Annotated in this window: 14 protein-coding genes; all 14 read left to right on the forward strand. The window is 73.8% G+C overall.

The genetic code is table 11. From position 1 onward, the window contains the following. Positions 1–3: 3 nt before the first annotated feature. The 14 genes from BXA11_RS01485 to fmt all read left to right on the forward strand — a co-directional run bounded on the left by BXA11_RS01485 (position 4) and on the right by fmt (position 14,395). The gene (locus BXA11_RS01485) at positions 4–861 is read left to right on the forward strand and encodes a dihydroorotate dehydrogenase electron transfer subunit (RefSeq protein WP_030508982.1); all 858 of its coding nucleotides are present in this window, start codon (positions 4–6) and stop codon (positions 859–861) included. A gap of 21 nt (positions 862–882) precedes the next feature. After that, positions 883–1,857 (forward strand): dihydroorotate dehydrogenase, encoded by a 975-nt coding sequence (locus tag BXA11_RS01490; RefSeq protein WP_030508983.1) that lies wholly within the window; start codon positions 883–885, stop codon positions 1,855–1,857. Continuing rightward, on the forward strand, positions 1,854–2,552 hold the full coding sequence (gene pyrF, locus BXA11_RS01495; protein WP_030508984.1) for an orotidine-5'-phosphate decarboxylase: 699 nt from the start codon (positions 1,854–1,856) through the stop codon (positions 2,550–2,552). Before BXA11_RS01490 ends, pyrF begins: the two co-directional genes overlap by 4 nt. A 219-nt stretch (positions 2,553–2,771) precedes the next feature. Beyond that, positions 2,772–3,095 carry an integration host factor, actinobacterial type gene (gene mihF, locus BXA11_RS01500; protein ID WP_030450375.1) on the forward strand — a complete coding sequence of 108 codons (324 nt, stop codon included), beginning with the start codon at positions 2,772–2,774 and terminating at the stop codon, positions 3,093–3,095. 122 nt (positions 3,096–3,217) lie between these two features. After that, entirely contained in the window at positions 3,218–3,778 is a 561-nt protein-coding gene (gmk, locus tag BXA11_RS01505) for a guanylate kinase (RefSeq protein WP_030508985.1), read from the forward strand. Between the two features lie 13 nt (positions 3,779–3,791). Continuing rightward, complete coding sequence (gene rpoZ / locus BXA11_RS01510) at positions 3,792–4,055, forward strand: DNA-directed RNA polymerase subunit omega (RefSeq protein ID WP_030508986.1); 264 nt, start codon at positions 3,792–3,794, stop codon at positions 4,053–4,055. A gap of 14 nt (positions 4,056–4,069) precedes the next feature. After that, a complete protein-coding gene (gene coaBC / locus BXA11_RS01515; RefSeq protein ID WP_076432074.1) occupies positions 4,070–5,347 on the forward strand; it encodes a bifunctional phosphopantothenoylcysteine decarboxylase/phosphopantothenate--cysteine ligase CoaBC in 1,278 nt (425 codons plus the stop codon). A 68-nt stretch (positions 5,348–5,415) separates the two neighbouring features. Continuing rightward, a complete protein-coding gene (locus BXA11_RS01520) occupies positions 5,416–5,784 on the forward strand; it encodes a hypothetical protein (RefSeq protein ID WP_076432076.1) in 369 nt (122 codons plus the stop codon). 165 nt (positions 5,785–5,949) lie between these two features. Beyond that, on the forward strand, positions 5,950–7,137 hold the full coding sequence (metK, locus tag BXA11_RS01525; protein ID WP_030508989.1) for a methionine adenosyltransferase: 1,188 nt from the start codon (positions 5,950–5,952) through the stop codon (positions 7,135–7,137). A gap of 154 nt (positions 7,138–7,291) precedes the next feature. Beyond that, entirely contained in the window at positions 7,292–9,898 is a 2,607-nt protein-coding gene (locus tag BXA11_RS42975; protein ID WP_159454723.1) for a primosomal protein N', read from the forward strand. A gap of 40 nt (positions 9,899–9,938) precedes the next feature. Further along, the gene (locus tag BXA11_RS01545; protein ID WP_076432078.1) at positions 9,939–11,606 is read left to right on the forward strand and encodes a hypothetical protein; all 1,668 of its coding nucleotides are present in this window, start codon (positions 9,939–9,941) and stop codon (positions 11,604–11,606) included. 23 nt (positions 11,607–11,629) lie between these two features. After that, positions 11,630–12,871, forward strand: a complete 1,242-nt coding sequence (locus BXA11_RS01550) for a hypothetical protein (protein WP_076432080.1) — start codon at positions 11,630–11,632, stop codon at positions 12,869–12,871. 46 nt (positions 12,872–12,917) lie between these two features. Further along, positions 12,918–13,466: a peptide deformylase gene (gene def / locus BXA11_RS01555; RefSeq protein ID WP_030508993.1), complete on the forward strand. Its 549-nt coding sequence runs from the start codon at positions 12,918–12,920 to the stop codon at positions 13,464–13,466. After that, positions 13,466–14,395 carry a methionyl-tRNA formyltransferase gene (gene fmt, locus BXA11_RS01560; protein ID WP_030508994.1) on the forward strand — a complete coding sequence of 310 codons (930 nt, stop codon included), beginning with the start codon at positions 13,466–13,468 and terminating at the stop codon, positions 14,393–14,395. Before def ends, fmt begins: the two co-directional genes overlap by 1 nt. Positions 14,396–14,626: the final 231 nt, after the last annotated feature.

A 14,626-nucleotide genomic window follows, 5' to 3' on the forward strand; every position in this document is an offset into this window, starting at 1 on the left:
AGAGTGGCCGGCAGTCCGGTTCAGGTCACGGGAACGGTGCTGACGACGCGCCGCGTGGACGCCTACCATGCGCTCACGGTCGTCGCGCCGGGAATCGCCGACCGGTTCCGGCCCGGCCACTTCGTCACGGTCGCCGTCGGAGGCCGCGACTCCTCCATGCTCACCCGGCGGGCCTTCACGATCCACGATGTGAAGCCGGACTACGGTGGCACGGTGGAGCTCGTCTTCGGCGTGCGCGGTGCCGGGACGGCCTGGCTCGCCGATCTGCGGGCGCGCGACACGCTCGACCTGGTCGGCCCGCTCGGCCGTCCTTTCCCCCTGCCCCGCGACCCCTGCACCTGCGTACTGGTCGGCGACGAGCACGGAGCGGCGGCGCTGTTCGCGCTCGCGGACGCGCTGCAGCAGCGGGGCTGCCGCGTCGACTTCGTGCTCGGGGCGCCGTCGGCCGACCGGGTCTTCGGGGCGCTGCGGGCCCGCAGGATGGGCGAGACGACCACGCTGACGACCGAGGACGGCTCACTGGGCATGCGCGGCAGGGTGACCGACGTGCTGCCCGGCGTGATCGCCGACGCGCGGGCCGACGCGGTCTACGCGTGCGGGCCGATGGAGATGCTGCGCGGCGTCACGACGGTCGCCGTCGAGTTCGACATCCCCGTGCAGGTGGCCGTGGAGGAGTCCATGGCCTGCGGCATCGGCGTCTGCATGACGTGCGTGGTCCCGGTCATCGGCGACGACGGCGTGACCCGCATGGTCCGCGCCTGCACGGAGGGGCCGGTGTTCCGGGGCGAGCGGGTGCGGTTCGACGACGTCGGGACGATCCCGTTCGACGCGCTCGGCGCGCCCGGCGGACGGCATGCCTGAGCCGGGGCGGGGGAGGCGGCCGTGACCGCCGACCTGCGGACCTACCTGGCCCATGTGGAGCTGCCCAACCCCGTGCTGACCGCCTCGGGCTGCGGCGGGACCGGCCGCGAGCTGGCCCAGTTCTCCGACGTCCACCGGCTGGGCGCGTTCGTCACCCGGTCGATCACCATGGCCCCGCGCGCGGGACGGCCCACGCCGCGGATGGCCGAGACCCCCTCCGGGCTGCTGAACGCCGTGGGCCTGCAGGGCCCGGGCGTCGAGGCGTTCCTGGAGCGCGAGCTGCCCTGGCTGGCCGAGCGCGGAGCCCGCACGGTCGTGTCGATCGGAGGCGGCACCGTGACCGAGTACACCGCGCTGGCGCGGCGGCTGGCCGGCGTCGACGGCATCACCGCCGTGGAGATCAACCTGTCGTGCCCGAACGTCGAGGATCGCGGCAGGGTGTTCGCCCGCGACGGGGCCGCCGCGGCGGAGGTCGTGGCCTCGGTGCGCGCGGCCACGCCGTACGAGGTGCCGGTGATCGCCAAGCTGTCCCCGGACGTGGCGGACGTCGTCGCGGTCGCGCGCGCGTGCGTGGACGGCGGCGCCGACGCCCTCGCGATGATCAACACTCCGGTCGGGATGAGCATCGACGTGGACACGATGCGTCCCTCGCTCGCGGCCGGCACCGGCGGCCTGTCCGGCCCCGCCGTACGGCCCCTGGCGGTGCGCTGCGTGTGGCAGGTGCACGCGGCGCTGCCCGGAGTGCCGATCATCGGCATGGGCGGCGTGACGACGGGCAGGGATGCCCTTGAGCTCGTCCTGGCGGGCGCCTGCGCCGTCGCGGTGGGCACGGCCCTGTTCCACGACCCCTACGCCTGCCCGCGCGTGCTGAGGGAGCTTGAGGAGCTTCTGCAGGAGCGCGGGTTCGACCGGCTCGCCGACGCCGTGGGCCTGGCCCACCGCCCGGCGGGCGCGCAACCACGAACACGCACAGATCTCGAGGAGAGTTCGCTTTGACTACGCCCGCTCCCATCGCCGTCGCCCTGGACGCGCCCGACATGGAGACCGCGGCCCGCTGGGCCGGCCTGGTGACCCCGCACGTCTCCACGGTGAAGGTGGGGCTGGAGCTCTACCTGCGGCACGGGCCCGACGTGATCGCCTCGGTGCGCGGCGCGAGCGGTGTGCAGGTCTTCCTGGACCTCAAGCTGCACGACATCCCGAACACCGTCGCCGCGGCCGCCCGGGCGGTCGCCCGGCTCAAGCCGACGTACCTCACCGTGCACGCCGCGGGGGGCCCGGCGATGGTCAGGGCGGCCGTCGAGGCGGCCCCCAACACCCAGATAGCGGCCGTGACGCTCCTGACGTCGCTTTCCGAGGCCGATCTCCGCGAGATCGGCATCCAGGGACCCCCTGCGGACGTCGCGCGCCGTATGGCCGCCGTGGCCGTCGGGGCGGGCGCCCAGGCCCTCGTCTGCTCGCCCAGGGAGGTCGCCGCCGTACGCGCGGAGGTCGGCCCGGACGTGACATTGATCACTCCCGGCGTACGGCCCGCGGGCGCCGACACCCAGGACCAGGCGCGGGTGGCCACGCCGGAGGACGCGATCGCCCAGGGGGCCGATCTCCTCGTGATCGGACGGCCCATCACGGGGGCGCCCGACCCGGGGGCGGCGGCCGCCGGGATCGCCGCCGCGCTGCGCCGCGTGAGCCCCTGAGCGAGCGCTCGCCGGCCTGGGACGCCGTCACCATGCGTCATCCCGCTCCGGGCCTGCTGAGGCGGTTTTGATCTACGAAGAGTGACTTTTCCAATACCAAAAGTAGTAAAATCAATTTTGTGGTCCGAGAAACCGCCCTTGACGTTGCCGTTACGGCCAAGACCAGCTAGTTTCCCCTCCCGTCCGAGTACATCGACAAGAAATTCGAGGTGACCCGGCGTGGCTCTTCCTCCCCTGACCCCCGAGCAGCGCGCCGCAGCTCTTGAGAAGGCTGCCAAGGCACGCAAGGAGCGTGCCGAGGTCAAGAACCGGCTCAAGCACGGCGCGGTTTCTCTGGCTGAGGTGCTGAAGGATGGGCAGACCGACGACGTCATCGGCAAGATGAAGGTCTCGGCTCTGCTGGAGTCGCTCCCTGGCGTCGGCAAGGTCCGCGCCAAGCAGCTCATGGAGCGCCTTGGTATCGCCGAATCCCGCCGCGTGCGGGGTCTCGGCGCCAACCAGCGCGCCTCCCTGGAGCGCGAGTTCGGCGGCGCCGAGAGCTGATCTCGGCGGCGTACGAGCGAGTTACACGGGGGTACGGAGTGACCGACATGTCCCGGTCCGCTGGAGATCGGGCCCACGAGGCAGTCGCGACCAGCGGGTTCAGGACACACGGCGGTGACTCCATGCCCCGCCCGCGCCTGACGGTCCTGTCCGGTCCGTCGGGTGTGGGGAAGTCCACGGTCGTCGCCGAGCTCCGGCGGTCCCACCCCGAGGTGTGGCTGTCGGTCTCGGTGACAACCCGGAAGCCCCGCCCGGGGGAGCAGCACGGCGTGGAGTACTTCTTCGCCGGCAACGACGAGTTCGACGGGCTCGTCGCCTCCGGTGAGCTTCTGGAGTGGGCCGAGTTCGCCGGCAACCGGTACGGCACGCCCAGAGGGCCGGTGCTGGAGAAGCTGGCGGCGGGCGTCCCCACCCTTCTGGAGATCGACCTGCAGGGCGCCAGGCAGGTGCGCACGACGATGCCCGATGCCCTGCTGGTGTTCCTCGCCCCGCCGAGCTGGGAGGAGCTGGAGCGGCGGCTGCGCGGCCGCGGCACCGAGCCCCCCGACGTGATCGCCCGGCGCCTGGAGATGGGCCGGGTCGAGCTGGCGGCGGAGAAGGAGTTCGACCTCACGATCGTCAACACGTCCGTCAAGGACGTGTGCCACCGGCTGATAACCTTGATGGGAAACTCACCTAGCTAGGGGAATCACTGACGTGGCAAGCAGCTCCGCCTACGCGGAAGGCATCACCAACCCGTCGATCGACGCGCTTCTCGACATCGTCGACAGCAAGTACAGCCTCGTGATCATGGGTGCGAAGCGGGCGCGCCAGATCAACGCCTACTACTCGCAGCTCGGCGAGGGCCTGCTGGAGTACGTGGGGCCCCTCGTGGAGACCCACGCCCAGGAGAAGCCGCTGTCCATCGCCCTGCGCGAGGTCTCCGAGGGCCTGCTCACCTCTGAGCCCATCGAGGGCTGAGCACCGCCTCCGTCATGACGTCTGTCGTGCTGGGCGTGAGCGCCGGCATCGCGGTCTACAAGTCCTGCGAGCTGCTGCGCCTGTTCACCGAGTCGGGACACGACGTGCGCGTCGTGCCGACCCGGGACGCGCTGCGGTTCGTCGGCGAGCCGACCTGGGCCGCGCTGTCGGGCAATCCGGTGACCACCGAGGTGTGGGAGTCGGTGCACGAGGTGCCGCACGTGCGCATCGGGCAGTCCGCCGACCTGGTGGTCGTCGCCCCGGCGACGGCGGACGTGCTGGCCCGCGCCGCGCACGGCATGGCCAACGACCTGCTCACCAACACCCTGCTCACGGCGCGGTGCCCGGTGGTGTTCGCGCCCGCGATGCACACCGAGATGTGGGAGCACCCGGCCACGCGGGCGAACGTGGCGACCCTGCGCGAGCGCGGCGCGATCGTGATCGAGCCCGCCGTCGGCAGGCTCACCGGAGCCGACACCGGTCCCGGGCGGCTGCCCGACCCCGCCGAGATCTTCGAGGTGTGCCGCCGTGTGCTGGCGGGGCGGCGCGAGGACCTGGCCGGCCGGCACGTCGTCGTCTCCGCCGGAGGCACCCGCGAGGCGATCGACCCCGTGCGCTTCATCGGCAACCGGTCCTCAGGGCTGCAGGGATACGCCCTCGCCCGTACGGCCGTCGCCCGGGGCGCGGAGGTCACGCTGGTGGCGGCGAACGTGGCGCTGCCCGATCCCGCGGGCGCGAAGGTCGTCCGGGTCGAGTCGGCGCGGCAACTGCGCGACGCGGTCCTGACGGCGGCCGAGCACGCCGACGCGGTCGTCATGGCCGCCGCGGTCGCGGACTTCCGGCCCGTACGGCAGAGCGACACGAAGATCAAGAAGTCGTCCGCCGAGCCCGATCCGATCCATCTGGCGAAAAATCCAGACATCCTGGCCGAGCTGGGGGAGATCCGCCGGTCCGGGCGGGAGGCGTACGCCGCGGCGGCGGGTGACGGGCGCGAGACCGGCGACGGGCCTGACGCCCGCGAGGCGGCCGGGGCCGGCGGGCCGCGTCCGCGGGTGATCGTGGGATTCGCGGCGGAGACCGACGACGTCCTGGCCAACGGCAGAGCCAAGCTGGAACGCAAGGGCTGCGACCTGCTCGTGGTGAACCAGGTCGGGGAGAATCTGGCGTTCGGCACGCCGGACAACGCGGCCGTCGTCCTCACGGCGGAGGGCGGATCCGTGGAGATTCCGAGGGGTCCCAAAGAGGATCTGGCCGACGTAGTGTGGGATTTGGTGGCGCAGCGTCTCGCCTGACCTTCGTGTGGTGCCGGCGCGGGCGCCCGCCCCGCCCCCACAGGTCGTGCAGCGAGGGAGCGATCGCCATGCCGGTGTCCGCCACGATCAGGGAGCGCTGCCGGGCGATGCTCGGCCCCGGCGAGGACATCCGCTACGTGTTCCGCGCGGTGGCCCTGCCGCCTCCCGCCACGATCGGTTTCCTCGTCGTGGTGACGGACCGGTCGATCACCCTGCTGTCCACCAAGATGTTCAGCAGGGACGAGCCGTCGGGGGTGTGGGCACGTTACCCCCGCCGCACCCGCCTCGGGCCGGTCGAGTTCGGGTCGGGGCCCCGCATCGAGATCGGCGGCATGACCCTGGAGGTCGACGACGAGTACGCCGCGGTGGTTGCGGCGGCGGACGCGGAGGCGTTCTCGCCCGGTGACCTGCCCAGAGATCCCCTGCCCGACCTCTGACACTCCGTGCGCGGGCCGCCGATCCTGCGACCCGACCCCGGATGGCTTCGCGGCTCCGCAGCGCCTGGGGCTAGACTCGCGTGAGCATCGAGTGGCCGCGGTGGGGCTGGGCTCTACCGCCGGCCACTCATGGACGTCAGCAGCCGCTGCATGAGGAGCCCTGAGTTGTCCCGTCGCCTGTTCACCTCCGAGTCGGTCACCGAGGGCCACCCGGACAAGATCGCCGACCAGATCAGTGACGCGATTCTCGACGCAATGCTCAAGGACGACCCCAAGAGCCGGGTCGCCGTCGAGACGCTGATCACCACTGGCCAGGTCCACGTCGCCGGCGAGGTGACGACGGAGACCTATGTCGACATCCCCGCCCTGATCCGCGAGAAGATCCTCGAGATCGGCTACGACGCCTCTCACAAGGGCTTCGACGGCGCCTCCTGCGGCGTGTCGGTGTCCATCGGAGCGCAGTCGCCGGACATCGCGCAGGGTGTCGACGACGCCTACGAGCACCGCGCGGGCGAGGGCGCCGACGACTTCGACCGTCAGGGCGCGGGCGACCAGGGCCTGATGTTCGGCTACGCCTGCCGTGAGACGCCCGAGCTGATGCCGCTGCCGATCCAGCTCGCGCACCGGATGGCCCGCCGCCTGTCCGAGGTGCGGAAGAACGGCACCGTTCCCTACCTGCGCCCCGACGGCAAGACCCAGGTCACGATCGAGTACGACGGCGACCGCCCGGTCCGCCTCGACACCGTTGTCGTCTCCACCCAGCACGCCCCGGAGATCGACCTGCGGGAGATGCTGACGCCCGACATCCGGGAGCACGTGGTCGAGCCCGTGCTGGCCGACCTGGAGATCGAGATCGAGGGTTACCGCCTGCTGGTCAACCCGACCGGCCGCTTCGAGATCGGCGGGCCCATGGGCGACGCCGGGCTCACCGGACGGAAGATCATCATCGACACCTACGGCGGCATGGCCCGCCACGGCGGCGGCGCCTTCTCCGGCAAGGACCCGTCCAAGGTCGACCGCTCGGCCGCCTACGCCATGCGCTGGGTCGCCAAGAACGTCGTCGCGGCCGGCCTGGCCGACCGCTGCGAGGTCCAGGTCGCCTACGCCATCGGCAAGGCCCAGCCGGTCGGCCTGTTCGTCGAGACGTTCGGCACCGAGAAGGCGCCGGTCAACGTGATCCAGGACGCGGTGCTCCGGGTCTTCGACCTGCGCCCTGCCGCGATCATCCGCGACCTCGACCTGCTGCGCCCGATCTACTCCGAGACCGCCGCCTACGGCCACTTCGGCCGCGAGGGCTTCTCCTGGGAGTCCACGGACCGGGCCGACGCCCTGCGCGAGGCCGCGGGTCTGTGACACGCGCCTGACGAGCACCGCGAACATCGTCGCCACGAGCGGCGCCCGCCCCTGACGGCGGGCGCCGCTCAGGCGTGCCCGGCGGATGCGCGGAAGTCCACAGGCGGTGGGCGTACGTGCGATTGCGGCTCGCCGGGTCTGGTAGGACGTAGACGTGACCGAGCCGACCCGCGCCCCGCATCCGCAGGAGGCGCTCCTTCCGGCGCCCCCGGCCGCCGCACGGCGGTCCTCCGAGCGGGCGCGGGGCGCGACCGCGCGGGGGCAGGGCGCGGGCGCGCGGGGCCGGGGCGCCGCGGGGCAGGCGCGGGCGGGCGCGTCCAAGGGCGCGCGAGAGGCGGCGCAGAACCTCCCCGTCGCCAGGGTCGTCGTCGACACGCCGCTGCCGCACCTCGACCGCCCCTTCGACTACCTCGTCCCCACCACGCTGGACGCCGAGGCGGTGCCCGGCTGCCGGGTGCGCGTCCGCTTCGCCGGGCAGCTCGCCGACGGCTACCTGCTCGAACGGCTCCCCGCGAGCGAGCACGAGGGCCGGCTGTCCTTCCTGGAACGGGTGATCTCCCCGGAGCCCGTCCTCACCCCCGACATCGCGCGGCTGGCCCGCGCCGTGGCCGACCGGTACGCCGGAACCATGTCGGACGTCCTGCGCCTGGCCGTGCCGCCGCGACACGCCCGGGTCGAGGGCGAGGCCAGAACCCCCGCGCGCCGGGCGGACTCCTCCCGTGACGGCGACGTTCCCGCGGCCGCCCCCGAGCCCGTACGCGCGACCACGGACACCGGCGGCCCCCGTGCACACCCCGCCGAGGCCGCGGAACCGGGGCAGGAGGCGCCCCCCGAAGACGCGCCCTCCCACGACGCGGCCCCCGAAGACGGGGCTCTCGAAGACGGGGCCCTCGAAGACACGGCGCACGCGGCGACGGTCCGCGAGGAGACGACGCCGCACCAGCCCACGCCACACCAGACCGGGCCACACCAGACCGGGCCACACCAGACCGGGCTACACGAGGCCGTGCCGCACGAGGAGGCGGGGCGGCGGGCGGCGCGGGCATACGGCGACGCCTGGAGGGCCTACCCGGCGGGCGCATCCTTCCTGGAGGCGCTGGCCGAGGGCAGGGCCCCGCGCGCCGTGTGGACGGCCCTGCCCGGCACGGACGCGGACGGGCCGTCGTGGCCGCGCGCCATCGCGGCCGCCGCGCGGGCGACGCTGGACGGCGGCCGGGGCGTCGTCGTGGTGGTGCCCGACGGCAAGGACGTGGCGCTCGTGACCGCGGCCCTGGGGGAGACGCCGCACGTGGCGATCACGGCGGACCTCGGCCCCGCGGAGCGCTACCGGCGCTGGCTCAAGGCGTTGCGCGGCGAGATCGGGATCGTGGTGGGCAACCGCCCCGCGGCGTACGCGCCGGTGGCCCGGCTGGGGCTGGCTGTCGTCTGGGACGACGGCGACGACCTGCACGCCGAGCGCCACGCGCCCTATCCGCACGCCCGCGAGGTGCTCGGCCTGCGGGCGCACCAGGCCGGGGCGGGCCTGCTCGTCGGCGGCTACGCCCGCACCGCCGAGGCCACGGCGCTCGTCGAGACGGGCTGGGCGGCCCCGCTCGTCCCCGACCGGGCGGCGGTCAGGGCCCGGGCGCCCCGGGTGCGCCCGGCGGGCGACGACGCGGAGCTGGCTCGGGACCAGGCGGCCAGGGCGGCCCGCCTGCCCAGCCTTGCCTGGCGGGCGCTGAGAGAGGGACTGGAACACGGCCCCGTCCTCGTCCAGGTGCCGCGCAGGGGCTACCTGCCCGCGCTGGCGTGCCGCCACTGCCGTGCCCCCGCCCGCTGCTCGGGCCTGCCGCCGGCGCGCCCGGCGCCGGACGCCCCGGGAAACGCGACGCCCGGCAGCGGACCGGGCGTCCATCAGCCCGGTGTCCCCGGCGTACCCGGCGGGACCGGACAGGCGGGCGGCAGGGCGAGGCTGCTCGCGGAACCGGTGTCCGCGCCGTCCCCGGCCACCGGACCGGTGTGCTCGGGTCCGCTCGCGCTGCGCGGCGGGCACGCCGTGCCCTACTGCCGCTGGTGCGGCAGGATCGCGGGCGATTGGCGCTGCCCGTCCTGCGGCGGGACCGGCGTACGGGCCGTCATCGTGGGCGCGCGGCGCACCGCGGAGGAGCTGGGCCGGGCCTTCCCTTCGGTGGCCGTGCGCACCAGCGGGCGCGACGGCGTGCTGGCGACGGTGAGCGGCGCCCCCGCGCTGGTCGTGGCGACGCCCGGGGCAGAGCCGGTGCCGGACGGTGGCTACGCGGCCGCCGTGCTGCTCGACGGGTGGGCGCTGCTGGGCCGTCCCGACCTGCGTGCGTCCGAGGAGGCGCTGCGGCGCTGGACGAACGCCGCCGCCCTGCTGCGGCCGGCGGGAGAGCTGGTCGTCCTGGCCGACGCCGCGGTGCCCGCCGTGCAGGCTCTGCTGCGCTGGGACCCCGTCACCTTCGCGGAACGCGAGCTCGACGAGCGGGCCGAGCTGGGCTTTCCCCCGGCCGTGCGGATGGCGACGCTGACGGGCCCGGCCGCGGCCGTGAGGGAGACGCTTGCGGACGCCGGGCTGCCTCCCGGAGCGCAGGTGCTGGGGCCGGTGCCGGTTGAAGGCGAGCTCGAACGGGCCATGGTCCGGGTGCCGCGCCACCTCGGGTCCGCGCTGGCCCGCGCGCTCAAGGGCGCCTCCGGTGTGCGCTCCGCACGCAAGGCGCCGGACGTGGTACGTGTGAACATTGATCCGCTCGACCTCATCTGACCGATTCGCCTCGCACAAAGCGAGCCGTTAGCGTGCCTCTGTGTCGATCGAATGGGTGAACCGGGCCATCGACGGCCTGCGTGCCTGGGGGCGCGACCGGAACGTCGAGGTCGACGTCGACGAGGTACGTCTGCTGTGCGACTACGCCAGCGACTACCTGGAGGTGAACGAGCTGGGCGATTTCCGGGCGGGCACCTTCGAGGAGCTCCTCCTGGAGATCTATCCGCGCAAGGTCATCGCGCCGCCGGAGAGCGCGCCGGAGACGGTCGCCGCGGCGCGGACACTGGTCGAGTTCCTGCTGGACACGGGCGAGATCGGCAGCAAGACGGCCGTACGGATGCGGGAGACCATCGACCGCATCGAGCCCGAAATGCCGCAGGCGCTCGCCGACACGTCCAAGTTCGGCATGGCCAAGAGCCTGTTCAGCGCCATCGGGCCCGACTCCCTGGAGCTCGACGCGGCCCAGTCCGCGCGGGCGGAGGACGCGGCGGACGGCGACGAGTGCGACTGCCCCGGCTGCGCGCCCCTGCCGCCCGTACGGCTCGCGCCGCGCGAGGAGGTGGCGCGGGCCGTGCGCGAGGTGCCGCTGCTGCGCGACGCCCACCGGGTGGTGACCTGGCTGGTGGAGGGCGGCCGTACGGTGACCACGCGCCGGTCCCTGCGGGTCAGGGACGCGCGGGCGTGCACGGCCGAGCTCGGCGTCGGGTGTCCGGAGCCGGCGTGGCGGCTCGCGCTCGACCTGGGCCTGGCCCGGCTCGACGGCACGGCCGTCGTGGTCGCGGAGGACTTCCGCGAGCTGGACGCGCGTGGTGAGGACGAACTGCTCGACCTGTGGCGGTCGGCGGTGGAGTTCCTCGTCGAGAGGCCTGTGCCGCTCACCGGGGAGGCGGTCGTGGACGAGGGGATGTCCCAGATCCACGATCTGCTCTACCGGCTGCAGTCGCCCGTCCCGGTGGACGCGCTCGCCGACTACCTGCGCGAGGTGGCCGCAGGGCGCCCCGTCGGGAGGCTGGACGAGGCGCTTACGGCCCTGGTGTACGCGGGAACGGTCCAGCGCACCGAGGACGGCCTGGCCCTCACCGCGCACGCCCTGTGGGGCCTGCGGGAGCTGTACGCCGGCATGGGCCTGGACGCGCCGCTCGCGCCCGCCCCGGCCGAGGGCGACGCGAGCGGGCTGATCGCCGGCCTGATCGGCGACGGAACGGCGGACGAGGCGGCCGAGCGGGACATCGCCGAGTGGCTGTCGCGGCGCACCGCCGAGCAGGCGGCGTCGGAGCTGCTCGCCGCCGTGGCCGGCGCCCCGGCGGAGGTGCGCGGGGTCGCCGTGACCATCGTGGACCGGCTGGACGTCGAGGCGGCGCCGGTCGTGCGGTCCTACCTGGACGACGCCGAGCTGCGCCCGCACGCCATCCACTGGCTGTCCTCGCGGGGCCTGGACGCGCCCGCGCTGACCCCCGAGGAGGTCCTGTGGGTGAGCGTCGACATGCTCGCGCTCGCGCTGCCCGCCGCCGAGGCCGACCCGGAGGGCTTCGCGGAGAACATCGCGGCCTCGGGGCCGCCCGCCCATCTGATCGAGGACATGTGGCGGGTGGAGCACCCCGACGTGGTCGAGGTTCTCGAACTGCTCGGCAGCACGCTGACGGACCAGGCCGCGGCCAAGGCCGCCCGGAAAGCGGCTTTCAAGGCTCGTTCGCGGGGCATCAGGTGACTGCTGTGCAGTAAGTTGCTGGAATGGCCGACAGCGACGTGCTCACCTTCCCGCCGGTCGACATCGCCCCAGACGAGCAGCTCGTCCACGCGGTGCGGGAGGTCCCGCTCGTGCGGGACGCCCGCCGCGTCGCCGAGTGGGTCCGGGCCCGCTGCGCGGCCTCTCCCCGCGGTGTGTGCGAGGTCACCGAGCAGGGGCTGCCGCACCCCGCCGAGGCCGAGGCGGTCGTCGCCGAGCTGGGCCTGGAGGCCGCCAGGCTACGCCTGCTGTGGGTGGTCGCGGTCAACGGCCGCCTCGTGGAGGTCACGCGGCAGGGCGCCCGCCCCGGGCCCGGCGTGCCCGACCCCATGGAGTTCTGGGACGGCGTGGTCATGGACGTGCTCGACCGGACCGAGGAGGGCCTGACCGGGTCGGCCGTCATCGACGAGCACCTCACCGAGATCCTCGCGACGATCTACTCGGTGCGCGAGGGCATGCCGCTCGCCGCCCTGGCCGGCGGCATCCTCCAGGCCCACGAGGTGGGCTGCGGGGCGCGGCCGGCCGACCTGCGGCGGCTGCGGATGACCCTCCCGGGGGAGCTGGCGGCGGCCATGGCGCTGCTGGAGTACTGCGGGCTGATCGAGCTGACCGGGGAGCTCGTCCGGCTCACCCAGCCGGGCGTGTGGGCCGTGCGCCGCGACCTGCTCAGGGAGGGCCACGACGCGCCGTCGCTCGGCGAGGTGGCCGCGCTCGCCGAACTGGGCGCCGCCGACCTCATCGACGCCATGCTGACCGGCCGGGCCTCCGCCAGCGCCGCCACGCTGTGGCTGGAGCGCCGGGTGCCGGAGGACGCGGCGCGCGAGCTCATCAAGATCGCCGCGTCGGGCAACGCCGCCCAGCGCGGCACCGCCGGGACCGTGCTGGAGGAGCTGGGCCCGGAGGCCGCGCAGGCCGTACGGGAGGCCCTGGACGAGCCGATGATGTGGCGCTACGCCGCGGCCTGGCTGGGCGTTCGGGACCTGGAGGCGCCGGCCCTCGGCGAGGGCGACGGGGCCTGGGTGGCGGTGGACACCCTCGCCGCCCTGCTCTACATCGGCGCCCCGGTCGACTCGGTGGCCCATTTCGACCTCCTCGGTGAGGACCTGCTGACGCTGGTGCCCCAGATGGGCCGGGCCGACCACCCCGACGCCCTCGCGGTGCTGGAGATGCTCGGCAGGCACCATCCCGATCCGCTGATCGCGAAGACCGCCAGGAAGACGGCGATGAAGGTGCGTTCACGCCCGTAGACTGGGGTGATCCTCCTCGTGTATGTGACGTGAACGGAGCCGACCCTTGGCCATTCAGCCGATCCGCCTGTTCGGCGACCCGGTGCTGCGCACCCCGGCCGAGCCGGTGGTCGACTTCGACAAGGAACTGCGCAAGCTCGTCAAGGACCTGACCGACACCATGATGGACGCGCCGGGCGCCGGCCTGGCCGCGCCGCAGATCGGCGTCGGCCTGCGCGTGTTCACCTACTACGTGGACGAGCAGCTCGGGCACCTCATCAACCCGGATCTCGACCTCGGCGGCGAGGTGGACGAGGAGGGCGAGGAGGGCTGCCTGTCCTTCCCCGGCCTGACCTTCCCGACGCCCCGCGCGATCAGGGCGGTGGCCAAGGGCTTCAACATGCACGGTGAGCCGGTGACGCTCGAGGGCACCGATCTCATGGCGCGCTGCTTCCAGCACGAGACCGACCACCTGGACGGCGTGCTGTTCATCGACCGCCTGGACTCCAAGCAGCGCAAGCTCGCGATGAAGGCGATCCGCGAGGCCGAGTGGAGCGGCCTGTCGGCGCCGGTGGTGAAGATCTCACCGCACGCCACGCAGGGAAGGGCTCTGTAGTGCGCCTGGTCTTCGCCGGCACGCCCGACACCGCGCTCCCGTCGCTGCGCGCCCTGCTGGACTCGCCCCGCCACGAGGTGGCGGCCGTGGTGACCCGGCCGGACGCGCAGTCGGGCCGGGGACGCAAGATGCATCCCAGCCCGGTGGCGCAGCTCGCGGAGGAGTCGGGGATCGAGGTGCTCAAGCCGGCGAAGGCCGCAGACCCGGAGTTCCTCGACCGGCTGAGGGCGATCGGCCCCGACTGCTGCCCCGTGGTCGCGTACGGCGCCCTGCTGCCGCAGGCGGCGCTCGACATTCCCGCGCAGGGGTGGATCAATCTGCACTTCTCCGTGCTGCCCGCCTGGCGCGGCGCGGCGCCCGTGCAGCACGCCGTGCTGCGCGGCGACGACGTCACCGGGGCCTCGACCTTCCGCATTGTGAAGGAGCTGGACGCGGGGCCGGTGTTCGGCGTGCTCACCGAGCAGATCCGGCCGGACGACACGAGCGGCGCGCTGCTGGCCCGGCTCGCGGAGGCCGGCGCGGGCCTGCTGCTGGCCACGCTCGACGGGGTCGAGGACGGCACGCTGGAGGCGCGTCCGCAGCCCGCGGACGGCGTCAGCCTGGCCCCGAAGATCTCCGTCGAGGACGCCAGGATCGACTGGACGGCGCCCGCGATGCGGGTGGACCGGCTGGTGCGGGCCTGCACTCCGGCTCCCGGCGCGTGGGCCGAGTTCCGCGGTCAGCGGGTCAAGATCGGCCCGGTACGGCTCGCGCCCGACGCGGGCAAGCTCGCCCCCGGCGAGATCGCGGCCACGCCGAAGGTCGTCCTCGTCGGGACCGGCAGCCACCCGGTGGAGCTCGGCGAGGTGCAGCCGCAGGGCAAGCGGCAGATGACCGCGGCCGAATGGGGCCGCGGCGTCCGGTTCTCGGACGGTGAGACCCTGGTCTGAAGGGCCCTGCCCGCCGTGACTGCGGCCCTGGCATTCTGCCGGGAGGACCGCATGGCGGGCAGCGGAAGGTGGGCCGCTGAGCCGGAAGCCGAGCCGGAGCCGTGTCGGTGACCGGCGGAGCCGAGGCGGCGGATCGGCGAGTGACAGGGCCGAGGGCGCGTCAAGCGCGGCAGCGTCGAACGCGGCGGCATCGAGGTGGACAGGGTCGTGGCAGGGTCGTGGCAGGGTCGA

The organism is Microbispora rosea (assembly GCF_900156315.1).
GTDB classification, from domain to species: domain Bacteria; phylum Actinomycetota; class Actinomycetes; order Streptosporangiales; family Streptosporangiaceae; genus Microbispora; species Microbispora rosea.

Bases quoted from the DNA above. Each gene is read 5' to 3' on its own strand.
- coaBC (WP_076432074.1), top strand. From the start codon at position 4,070: ATGACGTCTGTCGTGCTGGGCGTGAGCGCCGGCATCGCGGTCTACAAG.
- gmk (WP_030508985.1), top strand. From the start codon at position 3,218: ATGCCCCGCCCGCGCCTGACGGTCCTGTCCGGTCCGTCGGGTGTGGGG.
- BXA11_RS01550 (WP_076432080.1), top strand. From the start codon at position 11,630: ATGGCCGACAGCGACGTGCTCACCTTCCCGCCGGTCGACATCGCCCCA.
- BXA11_RS01520 (WP_076432076.1), top strand. From the start codon at position 5,416: ATGCCGGTGTCCGCCACGATCAGGGAGCGCTGCCGGGCGATGCTCGGC.